At 72.5% G+C, this 16,735-nt stretch carries 19 protein-coding genes and 1 riboswitch; of the genes, 11 read left to right on the top strand and 8 right to left on the bottom strand.

Annotated elements, in window-relative coordinates; genetic code table 11:
• Positions 1-120: 120 nt before the first annotated feature.
• The gene (locus C4U03_RS23795) at positions 121-921 is read right to left on the bottom strand and encodes a hypothetical protein (RefSeq protein WP_103940190.1); all 801 of its coding nucleotides are present in this window, start codon (positions 919-921) and stop codon (positions 121-123) included.
• A gap of 117 nt (positions 922-1,038) precedes the next feature.
• Between C4U03_RS23795 and C4U03_RS23790 the strand changes: the two genes are divergently transcribed.
• From C4U03_RS23790 to C4U03_RS23765, 6 genes are all read left to right on the top strand, one after another.
• The gene (locus C4U03_RS23790) at positions 1,039-1,671 is read left to right on the top strand and encodes a hypothetical protein (protein ID WP_235018075.1); all 633 of its coding nucleotides are present in this window, start codon (positions 1,039-1,041) and stop codon (positions 1,669-1,671) included.
• A complete protein-coding gene (locus C4U03_RS23785) occupies positions 1,668-2,717 on the top strand; it encodes a heme/hemin ABC transporter substrate-binding protein (RefSeq protein WP_235018074.1) in 1,050 nt (349 codons plus the stop codon). Before C4U03_RS23790 ends, C4U03_RS23785 begins: the two co-directional genes overlap by 4 nt.
• Positions 2,714-3,802, top strand: a complete 1,089-nt coding sequence (locus C4U03_RS23780) for a FecCD family ABC transporter permease (protein ID WP_103940188.1) — start codon at positions 2,714-2,716, stop codon at positions 3,800-3,802. Before C4U03_RS23785 ends, C4U03_RS23780 begins: the two co-directional genes overlap by 4 nt.
• Entirely contained in the window at positions 3,799-4,617 is an 819-nt protein-coding gene (locus tag C4U03_RS23775) for a heme ABC transporter ATP-binding protein (RefSeq protein WP_103940186.1), read from the top strand. Before C4U03_RS23780 ends, C4U03_RS23775 begins: the two co-directional genes overlap by 4 nt.
• Before the next feature lie 35 nt (positions 4,618-4,652).
• Complete coding sequence (locus C4U03_RS23770; RefSeq protein ID WP_103940184.1) at positions 4,653-4,970, top strand: DUF2470 domain-containing protein; 318 nt, start codon at positions 4,653-4,655, stop codon at positions 4,968-4,970.
• Between the two features lie 177 nt (positions 4,971-5,147).
• Positions 5,148-5,819, top strand: coding sequence for a biliverdin-producing heme oxygenase (locus tag C4U03_RS23765; protein ID WP_235018073.1), 672 nt, complete (start codon positions 5,148-5,150; stop codon positions 5,817-5,819).
• Positions 5,820-6,153: 334 nt separating this feature from the next.
• Here the strand turns inward: C4U03_RS23765 and C4U03_RS23760 are convergent, their stop codons facing one another.
• Complete coding sequence (locus tag C4U03_RS23760) at positions 6,154-6,621, bottom strand: four-helix bundle copper-binding protein (RefSeq protein ID WP_103940182.1); 468 nt, start codon at positions 6,619-6,621, stop codon at positions 6,154-6,156.
• Between the two features lie 1,003 nt (positions 6,622-7,624).
• Here C4U03_RS23760 and C4U03_RS23750 point away from each other — a divergent pair.
• Positions 7,625-7,777 (top strand): hypothetical protein, encoded by a 153-nt coding sequence (locus tag C4U03_RS23750; RefSeq protein WP_235018072.1) that lies wholly within the window; start codon positions 7,625-7,627, stop codon positions 7,775-7,777.
• Between the two features lie 77 nt (positions 7,778-7,854).
• Positions 7,855-8,466, top strand: a complete 612-nt coding sequence (locus C4U03_RS23745; RefSeq protein WP_160147074.1) for a hypothetical protein — start codon at positions 7,855-7,857, stop codon at positions 8,464-8,466.
• A gap of 138 nt (positions 8,467-8,604) precedes the next feature.
• Here C4U03_RS23745 and C4U03_RS40555 read toward each other — a convergent pair whose 3' ends face one another.
• A complete protein-coding gene (locus tag C4U03_RS40555) occupies positions 8,605-8,925 on the bottom strand; it encodes a hypothetical protein (RefSeq protein WP_160147073.1) in 321 nt (106 codons plus the stop codon).
• Positions 8,926-9,125: 200 nt separating this feature from the next.
• On the opposite strand from C4U03_RS40555, the gene C4U03_RS23735 reads away from it, so the two are divergent.
• The 3 genes from C4U03_RS23735 to C4U03_RS23725 all read left to right on the top strand — a co-directional run bounded on the left by C4U03_RS23735 (position 9,126) and on the right by C4U03_RS23725 (position 12,331).
• Complete coding sequence (locus C4U03_RS23735; RefSeq protein WP_235018071.1) at positions 9,126-10,517, top strand: PepSY-associated TM helix domain-containing protein; 1,392 nt, start codon at positions 9,126-9,128, stop codon at positions 10,515-10,517.
• An 87-nt stretch (positions 10,518-10,604) separates the two neighbouring features.
• The gene (locus tag C4U03_RS23730; RefSeq protein WP_407701446.1) at positions 10,605-11,135 is read left to right on the top strand and encodes a copper chaperone PCu(A)C; all 531 of its coding nucleotides are present in this window, start codon (positions 10,605-10,607) and stop codon (positions 11,133-11,135) included.
• A gap of 2 nt (positions 11,136-11,137) precedes the next feature.
• Positions 11,138-12,331 (top strand): Dyp-type peroxidase, encoded by a 1,194-nt coding sequence (locus C4U03_RS23725; protein WP_103940176.1) that lies wholly within the window; start codon positions 11,138-11,140, stop codon positions 12,329-12,331.
• Between the two features lie 193 nt (positions 12,332-12,524).
• Here the strand turns inward: C4U03_RS23725 and C4U03_RS23720 are convergent, their stop codons facing one another.
• The 5 genes from C4U03_RS23720 to C4U03_RS23700 form a co-directional block, all read right to left on the bottom strand.
• Positions 12,525-13,010: a hypothetical protein gene (locus tag C4U03_RS23720; protein ID WP_146087495.1), complete on the bottom strand. Its 486-nt coding sequence runs from the start codon at positions 13,008-13,010 to the stop codon at positions 12,525-12,527.
• A gap of 52 nt (positions 13,011-13,062) precedes the next feature.
• On the bottom strand, positions 13,063-13,881 hold the full coding sequence (locus C4U03_RS23715) for an ABC transporter ATP-binding protein (protein ID WP_103940172.1): 819 nt from the start codon (positions 13,879-13,881) through the stop codon (positions 13,063-13,065).
• Complete coding sequence (locus C4U03_RS23710) at positions 13,878-14,960, bottom strand: FecCD family ABC transporter permease (RefSeq protein WP_235018070.1); 1,083 nt, start codon at positions 14,958-14,960, stop codon at positions 13,878-13,880. Before C4U03_RS23710 ends, C4U03_RS23715 begins: the two co-directional genes overlap by 4 nt.
• A complete protein-coding gene (locus C4U03_RS23705; protein ID WP_103940170.1) occupies positions 14,957-15,940 on the bottom strand; it encodes an ABC transporter substrate-binding protein in 984 nt (327 codons plus the stop codon). The genes C4U03_RS23710 and C4U03_RS23705 overlap by 4 nt, the downstream gene beginning before the upstream one ends.
• A gap of 98 nt (positions 15,941-16,038) precedes the next feature.
• The gene (locus C4U03_RS23700; protein WP_103940168.1) at positions 16,039-16,419 is read right to left on the bottom strand and encodes a hypothetical protein; all 381 of its coding nucleotides are present in this window, start codon (positions 16,417-16,419) and stop codon (positions 16,039-16,041) included.
• A 40-nt stretch (positions 16,420-16,459) separates the two neighbouring features.
• Positions 16,460-16,649: riboswitch (cobalamin riboswitch) on the bottom strand.
• Positions 16,650-16,735 lie beyond the last annotated feature (86 nt).

The following is a 16,735-nucleotide window of genomic DNA, read 5'->3' as shown; positions in this document are numbered from 1 at the left end:
CCTTGCGTGAGGGAACCGGCGTGGGGGCACGCCGGAGACGGTGGCCCGCGGGAAGGGAGGGGACGGGAGGGAGCGGCCTCCGCCGTCTCCGCGCTCCGGCCGTAGCGGGCACGGCGGGTGTCAGGAACGGCGCAGGCGGCGGCGCCGGACGAGGTTGCGTGCGGTGAGACCGGCCGTGATCGCGCCACCGGTCGCCAGCCAGAACGGCCAGGAGGACTGGGCGGGGGCACTGGACGCGGTGTTCCGGAACGGCTGGACGGTCATGGGGGTGGCCGGGCTCGCAGGAGAGCTCTGCGAGACGGAGTTCTGCGGGGCGGCGGTGCCCGCCGGGACGGGCGTGCTGGTGAGCCCGCGACCGGTCCCCGGGCCGGAGCCCGATCCCGGACCCGAACCCGATCCCGGCCCCGAGCCGCCCGAGTCACCGGAGCCGCCCGAGCCGCCGGAGCCCTTGAAGGACACCGGGATCACGGTGTCCTGGCTGCGGTCGGCGACGCCGTGGGCGGCGAACGTCATCACGTAGCAGCGGGTCGCGGTGCAGTCCACCGAGCGGCCGTCGCCGTCGGTGTAGGCGGCCTTCACCGTCAGGCTGACCGAGAACGCGCCGGAGTCGGTCATCGGGGCCTGGCCGCCGCCCGCCCCCTTGCCGCCGGGGTGCACCCAGACCGCGGCGCCGTAGGCGTTGGCGTTCTTGTGAAAGTCGGCACCCCGGGGACCGAACACCACGTACACGCCGAACCTGTTGTTGCGGCGAGGGTCGAAGCCCGAGCCGGAGACCGAGATCGTCTGCCCACCGGGGTCCAGCCCCGCGGACGGGGACACGCGCAGGGACGCCGCGTGCGCGGGTGCGGCCATATGGACCGAGCTCAGGCCGGCGGCGACCACGGCAGCGGCCGCGGTCAGGACCCGATGACCCCACCTCATACACATTTCTCCTTAGGTAAGCCTCACCTAAGTAAAGTTAGGCAAACCTAAGCTAGAGTGCTGCCCCATCCGGTGTAAAGCGGATGCCGGTGATGAAGGTGACGATGGCTGGGACAGATGATGAAAACGTTCAAACCCCCCTTGCTGCTCGGCGTCCTGGGTCTGGCCGCGTGGATCGCTCCGAGCGCGTACGCCGACGGCGTCTCGGCCACCGGACCCCGGGGCCAGACCCTCACGATCTCCAAGGCCGCCGACGTCGCGGCCGACGGTGAGAAGATCACCGTGACCGGCCGGGGCTTCGACACCGGCAAGGGCGTCTACGTCGCCTTCTGCCGGGACAACGGCCCCGGGAAGGCCCCCTCGCCGTGCGGCGGTGGCGCCGACACCACCGGCAGCACCGGGGGCTCCCACTGGGTGTCGTCCAATCCGCCGCCGTACGGCAGGAACCTGGCCGTCCCCTATGGGGAGGGCGGCTCCTTCGAGGTCACGATCACCGTCTCCGCCAAGCTGTCCGACACGGTCGACTGCACCGAGGTGAAGTGCGTGGTAGCCACCCGCGCCGACCACACCCGCAGCGCCGACCGCTCCCAGGATGTGCGCGTCCCCGTCTCGTTCGCGGAGCCGGGCGGTCCGGCGGGCGTCTCCCCGGTCTGGTGGGCCGGCGGCGGCGCCGTCATCATCGCCGCCGCGGGCGGAATCCTCCTGCTGCGCCGCCGCTCCCGCGCCGCCGAGCCGGAGCCCGGCCGGTGAGCGCCGCACTCCGGATCCGCGTTCGCGGAGCGCGGACCGCGACCCTGGCCGTGCTGGCGGCGCTGGGGCTGGGCGGGTGCGCGGTGGGCGGTGCGTCCGCGACCGGGGGAACGGACCCGGCGGCCTCGTGCGGTCCCTCCGTCGTGCGGACCGGCCAGGCGATCGAGCCGGTCGAGCCGGCGCCCACGCCGAAGCTGCCGGTGACCGTCGAGTCCGCCGACGGGCGGCCGGTGACCGTGCGCAGCGCCGACCGGATCCTGGCAGTCAACATGTACGGCTCGATCGCCGAGATCGTCTTCAGCCTGGGGCTGGGGGACCGGGTGGTCGGCCGGGACGCCTCCACCACGTTCGAGGCCGCCGCCGACCTGCCGCTGGTGACCACCAACGGGCACGACCTGTCGGCCGAGGCCGTCCTGCGGCTCGACCCGACCGTGGTGCTGCTGGACGCCGGGATCGGCCCGGCCGGGGCGGTGGACCAGTTGCGCGACTCGGGGATCCCGGTCGTCCTGATCGGCGATCAGCAGACCCTGCCGGCGATCGGCGAGCACATCACCGAGGTCGCCGCCGCGCTGGGCGTCCCGGAGGCTGGCCGCGCGCTCAAGGAGCAGGTCGGCGAGCAGATCGACGCGGCCCGCGCCGAGTCGGCGGCGGGCGCCGAGCCGCTGCGCATCGCGTTCCTCTACCTGCGCGGCACCGCGGGCGTCTACCTGATCGGCGGCCGGGGCGCCGGATCAGACGCGCTGATCGAGGCGATCGGGGCCACCGACGCCGGAGCCGCCGCCGGGCTGGCCGGGTTCCGGCCGCTGACCAGTGAAGGCATGATCAACGCCGCGCCCGACGTGATCCTGGTGCTGACCGGTGGCCTGGAATCGGTCGGCGGCGTGGACGGCCTGGTGAGGCTGCCCGGCGTGGGCCAGACACCCGCCGGGCGGAACCGGCGGATCGTGTCGGCCGACGACGGGGCGTTGCTGACCTTCGGCCCCCGCACCGGCAAGACCATCAGGGCGCTGGCCGAAGCCGTCCACCGGCCTTGTGGGGCACGATGACGAGCACGACGGAGACCGGGCCCGCCGCCCCGGAGGCCCCGCGGCACACGCGTGCGCTGCGCGGCGGGCTGCTGATCGCCGCCCTGGCGGTGGCCCTCGTGGTGGCGGTCGTCGTGGCGGCCAGCCTCGGCCAGGTCAGCATCCCCCCGCAGGAGGTCCTCGGATCGGTCATGCACCGGCTCGGCCTGGACCTCGGGCCGCAGCCGACCGGCCCTCAGGCCGAGAACGCGCTGTGGGTGGTGCGCTTCCCCCGGGTCGCCCTGGCGGCGGTCACCGGCGCGTCGCTGGCCTGCGCCGGCGCGGTGATGCAGGGCGTGTTCGGCAACCCGCTGGCCGAGCCCGGGGTCATCGGGGTCTCCTCGGGCGCGGCGGTGGGCGCCGCCGCCGTGATCGTGTTCGGCCTGAACGCGCTGGGCAACTGGACGGTGGTGCTGGCCGCCTTCGCGGCCGGGCTGCTCACCACGCTGCTGGTCTACGCGGTGGCGCGGTCGGGCGGCCGGACCGAGGTCGTCACGCTGCTGCTGACCGGCATCGCGGTGACCGCGGTCGCCTCGGCGCTGCTGGGCCTGCTGATGTTCGCCTCCGGCAACGACGCGCTGCGCGCGATCACGTCCTGGCAGCTCGGCAGCCTGGCCTCGGCGACCTGGCCCGCGGTGGCCGCGGTGGCGCCGTGCACGGCGGCCGGTCTCGCGGTGTCCTGCGCCTGCGCCCGCCGGCTGGACGTGCTGGCGCTCGGCGAGCGGGCCGCCCGGCAGCTCGGGGTGGACGTGGAACGGCTACGGCTCACCGGGGTCGCGGTCATCGCCCTGACCACCTCGGCGGCGGTGGCGTTCAGCGGGATCATCTCGTTCGTCGGCCTGGTGGTGCCGCACCTGGTCCGGATGGCGGTGGGGCCGGGGCACCGGGTCCTGATCCCGGCCAGCGCGCTGGGCGGGGCGGTGCTGGTGGTCGCCGCCGATCTGGTGGCCCGTACCTCGATCCCCTACCAGGAACTGCCGCTGGGCGTGCTCACCGCGCTGGTGGGCGGGCCGTTCTTCTTCTGGCTGCTGCGGCGCACCCGCAACCGGGCGGGAGGCTGGGGATGATCGGTCTGCGCCGCCGTCCGCGGCTTCCCGGGCCCGTCGAACGGGGCGAGGTGGCGCTGGCCGCACGCGGGGTGTTCGTGCGGCGTGCCGGGCGGGACGTGTTGTCGGACGTCGGCCTCCAGGTCCGGCACGGCGAGTTGCTGATGCTGGTGGGGCCCAACGGGGCGGGCAAGTCCACACTGCTGGCGGCGCTCAGCGGCGACCTGCGTCCGGCGGCGGGCGAGGTCGTGCTCCAGGGCCGTCCGCTGGAGGCGTGGACGACGCGCGAGCTGGCCATGCGCCGTGCGGTGCTGCCCCAGCAGCACTCTCTGGCGTTCTCCTTCACCGTGGCGGACGTCGTCCGGATGGGTCGCTCGCCGTGGGCGGGCACTCCGCTGGAGGACGAGGACGACGTCGTGGTGCTGCGGGCCATGCGGGACGCCGGAATCGCCGAGTTCGCGGACAGGGCGTTCACCTCGCTGTCGGGCGGGGAGCAGGCGCGGACCGCGCTGGCCCGGGTACTGGCCCAGCACACCGAGACGCTGCTGCTGGACGAGCCGACCTCGGCCTTGGACATCGGCCACCAGGAACTGGTCTTCTCGGCTCTGTGCGCCGAAGCGGAACGAGGCAGGGCGATCGTGGCGGTCGTGCATGACCTGGACCTGGCCGCGGCCTACGCCGACCGGGTCGCCATGCTGTCCAGGGGAAGGCTGGTGGCCTGCGGCCCGCCGCCGGAGGTGCTCACCGCGCCGTTGCTCAGCGAGGTCTACCGGCACGGCATCGAGGTGCTGCCACACCCGCGCACGGACCGTCCGATCATTCTTCCCCGCCGCTGAGGCGCGCGGGACGACAGTCGTCAGAAAGGCAGGACATGAGTCAGGAAACCTTCTCCGAGGACGTGGTCGCGGCGATCGCCCGGCACATGAACGAGGACCACGTCGAGGACTCGGTGCTGATCGTCCGGGCGCTGGGCGGCCTGCCGGACGCCACGTCCGCGGTGCTGACCGGGCTGGACGCCGACGGCGTCGACTTCACCGTCGAGGCGGGCGGAGGATCCGTGCCGGTGCGCATCCCGTGGAGCCGGCGGTTGACGGAGCGGGCGCAGGTACGGGCCGAGGTGGTGCGGATGTACGACGAGGCGCGCGCCGCGCTGGGCCTGCCGCAGCGGGACCAGAACGGTGCCCACTGACGTCGGCCGTCCGCCGCCGGGGCGGTCGCTCGTCCCGGCGGCGGGCCGGTGCTGAACGACTCACCGCGAACGGCCGCATGGACACCGTCTCGCCACTGACCTCGCCCACCTCTTCCCAAATGATTTAGGTAAGGCTAACCTAACCTTGATCAATTATCCGGTATCAAGGAGGACTCTGTGGCCGGTGAGCACCCGGAGACCATGCAGGAGCGGTTCTCGGCCCGGCTGCGAGCAGCCACCCGGGCCGATCACGGCCACAACGAGGACTCGACCTACATGAGCGCGCTGCTGGAGGGACGGCTCGGCCGCGAGGAGTACGCCGCGCTGATCGGCCAGTTGCACTTCGTCTACGACCTGCTGGAGGAGGCCGCCGACCGTATGCGCGACGACGAGGTGGGCGGCCTGTTCGACCTGGACGGCCTGCGCCGCCGCGAGGCCCTCCAGGCCGACCTGGCGTTCTTCCACGGGCCGGACTGGGCCGAGCGGACCACGGCCAACGAGGCGACCCGGCGCTACTGCGAGCGGATGCGCGAGGTCTGCTTCGACTGGCCCGGCGGCTTCGTGGCCCACCACTACACCCGCTACCTCGGCGACCTGTCCGGCGGGCAGGTCATCGGTGACCGGGTGTCGCGGACCTACGGTCTGACCGGCGACGAGGGCGTGCGCTTCTACCGCTTCGCCGAGCGGCCGAAGCGGCTGAAGGACCGCTACCGGGAACTCCTCGACACTGCGCCCTGGGACGAGGCCGAGCGCCTGCGGATCATCGAGGAGGTGCGCACCGCCTACCGGCTGAACGCCGAGCTGGCCGCCTGCCTCGCCCGCGAGCTGAGCATCGAGCCTGCCGCCTGAGCCTGGCGGCCATGCTCGCGAAGCACCCCGGGGCGCCGACGACCTCGTCGAGCCGGTGCCGGGGGTGGCCTCATCGGCGACCACTGGCGAACGTGCCGGCCGAACTGCCGGACGCCGACCGACTGATGGAGCTCTGACGCCACCGGCTGAACCCCCACATCGCCGAGCGGTCGGCCGCCGACCCCCTCGTCCACCCGCTCAGCGCCCACCAGAGACCCGGCCGGCGGCACGTCCGGCCGGCACCGGTCCCCTCGTCCGCCGGGCGTTCCCGTCCGGTGAGACGGCGTCAACGTCCGGCGAACACAGACGTCAGGAGCTCGGACGCCGCAGCGGATCAACGACCCTGCTGCGGGGCGGCCCGGCCGGGCCTCTGCGCGCCCTTGCCAGAGGGCTCCAGGTGGGGGAGCAGGCCGTTGAGCGCCTGCTCGGTGGACCGGCACGTCTCGGCGCAGATACGGCAGTGCTCATGGGTGTCGCGGTGCTCGTCGCAGGAGTCGCCACAGGTCTTCGTCGCCTGGATGGCGGACTGGACCTGCGCGTGGGTGAGGTTGGCGTCGTAGCCGGTGTGCCGGGACAGCACCGAGGCGGTGGTGGTGCAGATCTCCGCGCAGTCGAGGTTGTCGCGGATGCAGCGGGTCAGGTTCTGCAACTCCTCCACCGGCTCGGACAGACAGGCGTCCGCACACGCCGTACAGGTCTGCGCGCAGTCCTTCAACGCGTCGATCACCTCGGCCAGCATGCGGCGGTCGAGCTCGATCTCGGCCGGATAGGTCTCCAGCATCTGCATGGTCGTCGAAGCCATGACATCCCCCTTCCGAATGCGTCCCACCCCCCTACCCGACCCCGCCCAGATATTCACGAACCGGCGAGGGTCCACACGGGAAGACCGGCTGCGACCATGCGCCCCCGGCCCCGAGTGGGAACCGGCAGGGACGGCATCGCCTCCGCCATCAGGTCCGACAAAACCCAGACCAGACGGGTAGGCCACCCACCAGACCGATCGGGTAGACAGAGACAACAGGCAGGCGGCCCCTCACCAGCCCCGAGCACACCCCGACCGGCCCGTCAAAAAGTCCCGCCCCCCAGAACAGGGGGCCGAATACCAACGACCACCCCGCCCCACCGGCGATCACCCCGGCAAAGCCCCACCCACAACACAACGCCGAGCAATCATGAAGTCACCCTCAGCGACAACAAGTCCCCAGGGCCTCCCAGGGCCTCCCAGCCCCGTCCCAAGGCTCCCGGCCCCAAGCTCCCAGCCCTCAAGCTCTCGGATCCCAAGCCCTCAAGCCCCAGTTCCCAAGCCACCAAGGTCTCAAGCTCTCAAGGCCTCCCACCCCCGAAGCGGGGGCGTGGGGGCAGCGCCCCCACACGCGGGGGTCCGGGGGTCGCCCCCCGGAAAAAACGACGAGGGACCGCCGGGAAGAAGCGAAGCTTCGACCATGCGGTCCCTCGTCCCGAGTGGGGAACCGACGAAACTCCCTGACCTGCTTCGACGACAGGTGTCCCTAGCGGTGATTCCACGCTAAGGAAGATCATCTTCCAGTTGGAGTGATCCGTTCTGTGACCTTGTCACCGTTCCCCCTACCGGCGGCCCGGCGCATCCGGTCGACCTGGCCGAGGGCCGGGCGTCTCCCGGACGCGGCTGCCGAAGCATCTGACGTGCCTGCGCGACTGCGGCCTGGTGGTCGCCGTCTCCAAGGGTCGCCGGGGCCGCTACGAGCCGGCCGACGCCCGCCTCGGTCACGTCTTGGACGACCTGCGCACCGCCGTGGTGACGGTGGCCGCCGACTGCACCTGCCCGGATGCCGAGCTGGAAAGCTGCTGCTGGTGGGCCCCTGGCGCTCAACAGCCTGCTCGGCTGGTCCTGGGCCGACCCGATCGCCGCCTTGGACATCGCCGCCGTCGCGGTCGAGGAAGGCCGTGGTGCGCACGGCGATCGTCGAGGCCGGGTATGAGGTGATGACCTGGCCAGGTCCAGCCGCGGCCGGTCAGGGTACCGGGCCCGGCCATGGTATGGGAGTATTCGAGCGTTATGGGCCTGATGTCGGTGGTGCGGTGGGTGCGTGCGGTGAGCTTCGCCGCCACGTGCGCCGTTCTGGCCACGCTCGGGCATCTCACTGGTGGTGGCTCCCTTGACCGGTCGGCGGTGCTGACCGGGTTTCTGGTCATTGTGGTTCCCGCGTTGGCGTTGACCGGCCGGGAACGCACCCTGGCCTCCATCCTGCCCGCCACCGCTGTGTCGCAGGTCGTGCTGCATGTTCTGCTGACCAAGGCTCAGGGGGCCGCCCCGGCGCCGGCCGCGCCGGCTGCTCCCATGGGCGGGGCCGCGGGTATGGAGGCGATGGAGCACGGCACTCCGGGCCTGGGGATGCTGCTGATGCACGCGGTGAGCGTGCTGGTGACCTCCGCCTGGCTGGAGTGGGGGGAGGCGCGGCTGTGCGCTCTGGTCCGGCAGCTGACCGGCTGGGTGCTGCGCCCGCTGCTGTTCCTGCTGTACCTCGCGGCCGGGTCGGCTTCCACCTGGCCCCGTCCGATCGTCGGCGCGCGTACCGGTGAGTGCGCGCCCGTGCAGGCCGTTCTGCGGTACGCCGTGGTGCGGCGAGGCCCTCCCGGGACGTGGTGCGTCCCCGGTGCGGCCGCCTGATCGCTGATTCGGTCCTGCTCTTCTCCTGATTTCCCGATCCGGCGCTCCTGGGGCGAAGTGTGCCGCCGGGCCCGTCGCGGTGCCTTCTCACCGCGCCGCCCGGACACCCTTCACACCTCGTCCAGGAGATATCGGTGATCAGCCCTTCTCGACGTGCCGCGCGCGGCACGTACCGTTCCTTGCTCGGATCCGCCGTTCCTCGCACGTGAGCGGGGGCTGCCGGGCGGCCTGGCCCTGCGGCTGCGCGCGGTGCGCTGCCGGTATGGCCGGTGTCCCGCCCTCGACGGCGTCGGCCTGCGGGTGGAGCCGGGCGAGCGGGTGGCCGTCACCGGGGCCGGCGGGTCGGGCGACAGCGCGCTGCTGCGCGCCGTCCTCGGGCTGCGCCGCCGGCTTCGGCCAGCGGATCCAGATGAGCGCCGAGAAGTCCCAGGACCTCATCGGCCAGGCCCGTTCCGGCACGTACGACGCCTGCCTGCAGAGCCTGGCCGCGCACTGACCACAGACTCCGGCGCCGGTCCGGCCCCGAACGATGCTCTCGGGCCGAACCGGCGCCGGTCTCACCGAGCACCCCGCGCCGCCCCTGGCCGCGCCCCGATCCGGTCCGAGCCTTCTGTGCTCTCCCGCCAAGGCCCACTGAAAGTTTCGTTGAGGAGCCGACGTTGTCACTGCAAACCTCCGTCCCCGCCCCACCCGAGCCCACGCAGGCGCCCCGGTCCGTCAGAAGCGGGCTTGCGGCGCTGGCGTTGCGCCTGCACTTCTACGCCGGCATGCTGATCGCGCCCTTCCTGCTGGTGGCCGCCACCACCGGCTTTCTGTACGCGTGCTCCTGGCAGGCCGAAAAGATCATCTACGCCGACCAGCTGCGGGTGCCTGCCGCCGGCGAGCGGCTGCCGGTCGAACGGCAGGTGCAGATCGCCAAGGTGGCCCGGCCCGACGGGACCGTGCTGGGCGTCCGACCGTCGGTGGAGACCGGCCAGACCACCCGGGTGCTGATGGACGTCGCCGGGCTGGGCACCTCCGAGAAGCTCGCCGTCTACGTCGACCCGTACCGCGGGACGGTCAGGGGCGAGCTGACCGTCTACGGCGGTTCCGAGGCGCTGCCGGTGCGGGCGTGGCTGTCCCAGACCCACCGCCATCTGCACCTGGGCGATCCGGGGCGGCTCTACAGCGAGATGGCCGCGTCCTGGCTGTGGGTGGTCGTCCTCGGCGGCCTGGTGCTGTGGATTTCACGGCGCCGCACGCGGCGCCGTGAGCTGGCCTTTCCCGACCTGAAGGCTCGGGGGCGGCGCCGGACGCTGTCGCTGCACGGCACGGTCGGCCTGTGGGCGGCGGCCGGGCTGCTGTTCCTGTCGGCCACCGGCCTGACCTGGTCGCAGTACGCCGGGGCACGGGTGAACGTCCTGCAGGAGAAGCTGAACGGCGTCACCCCGACCCTGTCGGGAACCGCAGCCGCCGGCCACCACGGTTCGGGCGGCACGGGACACGACCACGGCCACGACGCTTCCCCGTCCCAGGCCGACGTCGACCGGATCCTGGCGGCGGCGGGCCTGGCCGGCCCGGTCGAGGTCACCTATCCCAAGGCGGCCGACGAGGCGTTCGTGGTGCAGCAGGTCGACCGGTCCTGGCCGCTGCGCCAGGACTCCAAGGCGATCGATCCCTCCTCCGCGCAGGTGATCGACACGCTGGCGTTCGCCGATTACCCGTTCCTGGCCAAGCTGACCGCGATCGGCATCTCCGCGCACATGGGATCGCTGTTCGGTCCGGTCAACCAGTTGCTGCTGGCCGCGCTGGCGGCCGGTCTCATCACGCTGATCGTGCTGGGTTACCTGATGTGGTGGCGGCGCGGCCGGCACGGCTTCGGCCGCCCGATCCCGCGCGGCGCCTGGCGCAGCGCCCCGCCCTGGCTGCTGGTCCCGCTCGGCGCGCTCGCGCTCGGTGCCGCCTGGCTGGTCCCGCTGTTCGGCTACACCCTCCTGGGCTTCCTCGTTGTGGACGCCGTGATCGGCGCCCTCATCCGGCGCAGGACCCGCACGGGCACCGTGTCGCCCTGACCCGGTCCCGTTCCCCGAGGCGCGGCCACGGCCGCAGCGACCCCAGGGCCACGAGCGTTTCACTCATATTCCGTTGAAAGGCGACGTGTGTTGAACATCCGCATCATCGTTCCCGCCCTGCCCCTGCTCGCGCTGCCGCTGGCGGCCTGCGGCAGCGGAGATGACACGACCGGGGCGGCGGCCACCGTCACGCCTGCGGCCTCGGCCTCGGCCTCGGCGCCCAAGGAGGCCCTGACCATCACCAACCCGTGGGTGAAGACCGTCGACAAGGGGATGACCGCCGCGTTCGGCACCATCACCAACACCACCGGCGCCGAGGTGACCATCGTGTCGGCCGCGACCCCGGCCTCGCCCAAGGTCGAGCTGCACGAGGTCGCCGGCTCCGGCGGCGAGATGAAGATGCGGCCCAAGCAGGGCGGCTTCACCGTCCCCGCCGGCGGAAAGCTCGAACTCAAGCCCGGCGGCTATCACATCATGCTCATGGACGTCACCGGACCGATCGAACCCGGCCGGCAGGTCGCCTTCACCCTCACCCTCGCCGACCGGTCCACGATCCGGTTCTCCGCGCTGGCCAAGGACTTCAACGGCGGCAACGAGACCTACGCGCCGGGGCACTGACCATGCGCCGCGACCTCACCCGGCGCGGCCTGATCCTCGGAGGCGCGGTGGCGGCGGGCTCCACGCTCGCCGCCACCAGCGGCTACCTCGCCGCCCCCCGCCCCGACGACCAGCCCACCAGCCCCGCGCCATCCACCGCAGCCCCGGCCACCGAGCCGTTCCACGGCCCCCACCAGGCCGGTATCGCCACCAGCCCGCAGACCCACGCCGCCCTCCTCGGCCTGGACCTGCGGCCCGGCACCGACCGCGAAGCCCTCGGCCGCCTCATGCGCATCCTCACCGACGACGCCCGCCGCCTCACCGAAGGGCAAGCCGGCCTGGCCGACGCCCAGCCCGAACTCGCCGACATCCCCGCCCGCCTCACCGTCACCTTCGGGTTCGGGCCCGGCCTGTTCACCGCCGCCGGCCTCAAGCACCAGCGTCCGGCCATCGACCTGCCCAAGTTCTCCATCGACAAGCTCCAAGACCGCTGGAGCGACGGCGACCTGCTGGTCCAAATCTGCGCCGACGACCCCGTCACCCTCGCCCACGCGCTGCGCCTGATCACCAAGGACGCCCGCGCGTTCGCCACCGTCCGCTGGACCCAACGCGGCTTCCGCCGCCCACCCACATCCCAGCCCGCCGGACACACCCAGCGCAACCTCATGGGCCAGCTCGACGGCACCGTCCAGCCCACCGACCTCGGCAAGGCCGTCTGGATCAGCGACGGGCCCGCCTGGCTGCACGGCGGCACCCTCATGGTGCTCCGCCGTATCCACATGGACCTAGAGAAATGGGACAGAGCCGATGAAGCGGCCAAGGAGTTCTCCATCGGCCGGCGCCTGGCCACCGGCGCACCCCTCACCGGCCACAACGAGCACGACGAACCCGACCTGCACGCCAAAGACCACGTCGGCTTCCCGGTCATCGACGACGCCGCCCACATCCGCCTGGCCCACACCGCCGACCCCGCTCAGCGGATGCTCCGCCGCAGCTACAACTACGACGAAACCGTCAGCGCCGACGGCGTCACCGACACCGGCCTGCTGTTCATCTCCTACCAGGCCGACATCACCCGCCAGTTCATCCCCGTCCAGCAACGCCTGGCCGCCACCGACCTGCTCAACGCCTGGACCACCCCCATCGGCTCCGCCGTCTTCGCCCTCCCACCCGGCTGCACCACAGGCGGCTGGATCGGCGAAACCCTCCTAGCCTGAACACCCGCCCCTCCCCGGCGACCGGGAAGGGGCCGGCAGCCGCCGGCCCCAGGCCGCTCGACCAGGCATCGTAAAAGGGCCCGCCGCTGCAGGGGTATGGCACAGAATCTGAGTCACCGGCCACATCCCCTGCTACCCGGCCTCATCCCGGGACTGCTCGGCCGGCAGGTCCAGCACCCGGTCATCGATCAGCTCACGGATCGGCACCTTCCGGCCGCCACCAGGCCGGCCGGGCATCTCGCCGACATCGGCATCGGCCGCCGGGGGCGGGCAGCCGTAGTGCCAGGCCGTCTTCGGCACGGTGCAGGTCGGTCAGGTCCGGAACGAGGCCGTGCACAATGGTGCAGGCCAGTACCGGTGACCACAGCCGCGCGGCGTGGCCTAGCTGCATGATCGACGCGCCGATCCGCGCTTCCGGGGTGCCGTACCGTTCGGTGTTCGCCGTGATCAGGTCCGGGACGCCGCGGGCGTAGTCGGCGGCGACCGGGTGCCGGCCCCGGTCCGGGCCGCCCACGGTGATCGTGAAGAACCCACCGATGTCGGCGGTGTCGGTGAGGGCGGCGGCGACGGATTCGGCGCAGGCATTTCGTAGTGCGGTCGCGTCGGGAGACTCCGGTCCCCGGCCGTTGGGGTGATCTTCGGGTGAGCGGCGTCCGGGGCGCGGTGGGCAATGCGGCACCGCATTGCCGTGTTTTCGGGGAAGCTCGGCACATGGCGCACCGCCGAGCCGTTCAGTTCGTGGGCATGCTCCTTTCCGGTCCGTCCCGTCCCGGGAGCACGGTGATCTGGGGGATGCCGGTGCGGGGATGCTCGGTGACCTCGGCGTCGACGCGGTAGACCTCGGCCAGCAGTTCGGCGGTCAGCACCTGGGCCGGTGGACCGACGGCCACCGTACGGCCGCCGTCCAGGACGCAGATGCGGTCGCAGAACGCCGCGGCGAGGTTGAGGTCGTGCAGGGCGATGAGGGCGGTGACGCCGAGCCCGCGCACCAGGTGGAGGGCGTCGAGCTGGTGCCGCAGGTCCAGGTGGTTGGTGGGTTCGTCCAGCACCATCGTGCCGGTGCGCTGGGCGAGCGCGCGGGCGATCAGCACTCGTTGTTTCTCGCCGCCCGACAGCCGGTCGAAGGGGGCGTGGGCCAGGCCGGCGATGTCCAGCCGGTCCAGCGACTGCATGATGATGTCGCGGTCGTCGGAGTCGTCCCCCGCGAAGGGGCGTTTGTGGGGGGTGCGCCCCATCGCGACCACGTCGTAGGCGCTGAGCTCGAAGTCGCCGGTGCTCTCCTGCGGGACGGCGGCCAGCCTTCGTGCCAGACGCCTGCCGGGCGTCCGCCACACGTCCTCGCCATCCAGCCGCACCCGTCCCGAGGTGGGACGCAGCGCCCGGTAGCAGGTGCGCAGCAGCGTGGACTTGCCCGCGCCGTTGGGCCCGGCCAGGGCCACCACCTCGCCCGGCGCCACCGTCAGGGACACCCGCTCCACCAGGGTCCGGCCGCCGGCGACGACCGACACGTCCTCGAACTGCAGCGCACCGGGCTTGTCGGCGGGGGTCATGAGGCCGCCCGGCGTCGCATGAGCCACAGGAAGAACGGGCCGCCGACCAGGGCGGTGATGATGCCGACGGGGATCTCCTCCGGGCTGATGAGGGTACGGGCGGCCAGGTCGGCGACGATCAGGAACGCCGCGCCGAGCAGCGCGGCGGCGGGCAGCGCCCGGCGGTGGTCGGCGCCGACCAGCAGCCGCACGATGTGCGGCATGATCAGCCCCACGAAGCCGATCGAGCCGCTGACCGCGACCATCGTCCCGATCATCAACGCGACCAGGACGAACATCGCCGCCCGGAAACGGTGCACGGTCAGCCCGAGGGCGGCGGCGGCCTCCTCCCCCGCCAGCAGCAGGTTCAGCGGACGGGACACGCCCAGCAGCACGGCCGTGCCGGCGAGCACGGCGGCGGCGGGGATCGGCAGCAGGTCCCAGGTGGTGCCGCCCAGCCCGCCGAGCATCCAGCGCAACGCGGACTCGGCCGCATGAGGGTCGTCAGAGGTGACGACCAGATAGCTGGCGACCGCCGACAGCACCTCGGCGGTCGCCACCCCGGCCAGCACGAGCCGCACCGTGGTCATCCGCCCGCCGGAGTGGGCCAGCAGGTAGACCGCCACCAGGGCGGCGAGCGCGCCGCAGAACGCGGCCAGCGGCAGGGAGAACGGGCCGAAAAGCGTCAGGCCGAACACCACGACCACGACGGCGCCGACCGTCGCGCCCGAGGAGACCCCCAGCAGCATCGGGTCGGCCAGCGGGTTGCGCACCAGCGCCTGCAGCGCCATCCCGCACACCGACAGCCCCGCCCCGACCACACCGCACAGCAGCACGCGGGGCAGCCGGACGTCGATCACGATGGTCTCGCGGACCGGCGTCCAGGTCGGGTCGGCCAGCGCCGGATGCAGCCGGTGCGCCAGGATGCCCCACACCTCGCCGGCCGGGACGCCCACCGACCCGGCCGCGATCCCGGCCGTCGCCGCCACCGCCACCAGGGCGGCCAGCACCGGCAGGACCAACGGGTACGGCAGCCGCGGGCGGCGTGGCGCGGTGATCGCCACGCCGCCGGAGGTGCGCGGTTCGGCGATGTCGGTCACGCGAAACGGTCCGGGTGCAGCTGCCGGGCCAGCGACTCCACCGCGCCCGCCACCCGAATCCCGGTCACGGTGGACGACAGCGGCAGCACCGCGAACCGCTCGTTCCTGATCGCGGGCACGTCCTTCAGCGCCGGATTGGCCAGCAGGAACCGCTTCTTGTCCTCGGCCGACCGCTCGCCGTAGTCATAGATGACGATCACCTCGGGCGCCCGCTCGGCCAGTTGCTCGAACGACACGTCCCCATAGGCCTTCTGCACGTCGGAGAACAGATTGGTCCCGCCGGCCAGCCGGATCATCTCGTTGCCGATGCCCGCGCCGCCCGCGGTGAAGACGGTCTTGTCGCCGCTGTCGTAGACGGCGGCCTTGACCGGCGCAACACCGGCCAGCGCGCCCTCGACCCCGTCCAGGACGGTGCGCAGGGACGCGATCCGCCGCTCGGCCCGTTCCGGCACACCGAAGATCTTGGCGATCGTCCGGATCTCCTCCTCCACCGTGGCCATGGTCACCGGCCCGGACGGGCACTCCTCGATGTTCAGATGGGTGGCGATCCCGGCCTTCCTCAGGGCCGCCCGGCTGCGGCCCTCCTTCTCGGCGAACGCGCTCGACCACCCGCCGTACACGAAGTCGGGCTCGGCCGATAGCAGGGCCTCATACGAGGGGTACTCCTTGGACAGCACCTTGACCTGGTCATAGGCGGCCCGCAACTCCGGCAGGACCTCATCGTCGAGGTAGCCGGTGCCGACCATCGACCTCTCCAGCCCGAGCGCCAGCACGATCTCGGTCGCGTGCTGGTTAAGCGTCACCGCACGCTGCGGCGGACGCTGGTAAGTGGTCCTCACCCCGCAGTTCGTCACCGTCACGGGAAAGCCCTCGGCGGCGGGCGCCCCGGCCCCGGCCCCGCCTGAGGAGCCACCGCAGGCGGCGACGAACAGGACCGAGGCAAGGGCCAGCAGCAGGGACAGTGGGCGTCTGCCCATCATGAAGTGAGTCCTTTCAGGGGGCGTTCAGAGCCGTGCCCCAAGCACGACGGCTCGCGGGCTTTCTCCCGCGCAGCCTCATGGCCCGCAGGCGTTGATGGTCATCGACTGCGGGGCGGACTGGACGCGGCGCGCCGCGGCGGGGTGAAGGCGTACAGGTCCAGGACGTCGGGCAGCGGGGCGACGCCGGGGCCCCCGGCGCGCACCCGGGCCGCGATGTCCTCGGTGCCCGCGGCATCGTTGACCAGCCCGAACCAGACCGGCCGGGCTCCGGCCGCACGGCCGGCGGCCGACGGCTGCACGACGATCACGTTGGCCTGCTCGCACACGTCCAAGCACTCCGACACGCGCACCGGGACCTGCCCGCACAGGAACGCGACCTGCTCGTCATGGTCGATGCCGGTCACCTTGGCGCTGCCGCAGCAGCAGTCCCGGCACACCGTGACCCGGCACGGCACCGGGCCGCCCTTGACCTCGGGCATGCCGACGCATCCTCCTCTCTGGGGAAATCCGCCCCAGCCTCATCGAGGAGGCGACCGCGTGAGTCTCCTGGCTCTCGGGTCGAGGCTCCTCCCGGCCTTCCCACCCGCAGCGCGGGCAGTGGCCATGTCGGGAGTCGCTCACCGATCACAGTGGCGGGACCGCGCCGGATTTCCACCGGCTTCCTCGTTCCGCCGTCGCCTACCCCGACATACTGACATGCCATGGCATCTGCGAGATAGCCGAGATGAGGGCCGATGGGCGTGACCATCCGCACCTCCGCCGCCCGAGCCCAGGGCTCGCCGGGGCGGCACAGGG

Origin of the sequence: Thermomonospora echinospora, assembly GCF_900108175.1 — a bacterium.
Taxonomy (GTDB): domain Bacteria; phylum Actinomycetota; class Actinomycetes; order Streptosporangiales; family Streptosporangiaceae; genus Thermomonospora; species Thermomonospora echinospora.
Note: the sequence above shows the minus strand (reverse complement) of the source record. Positions and strands in the feature narration are given on the sequence as shown.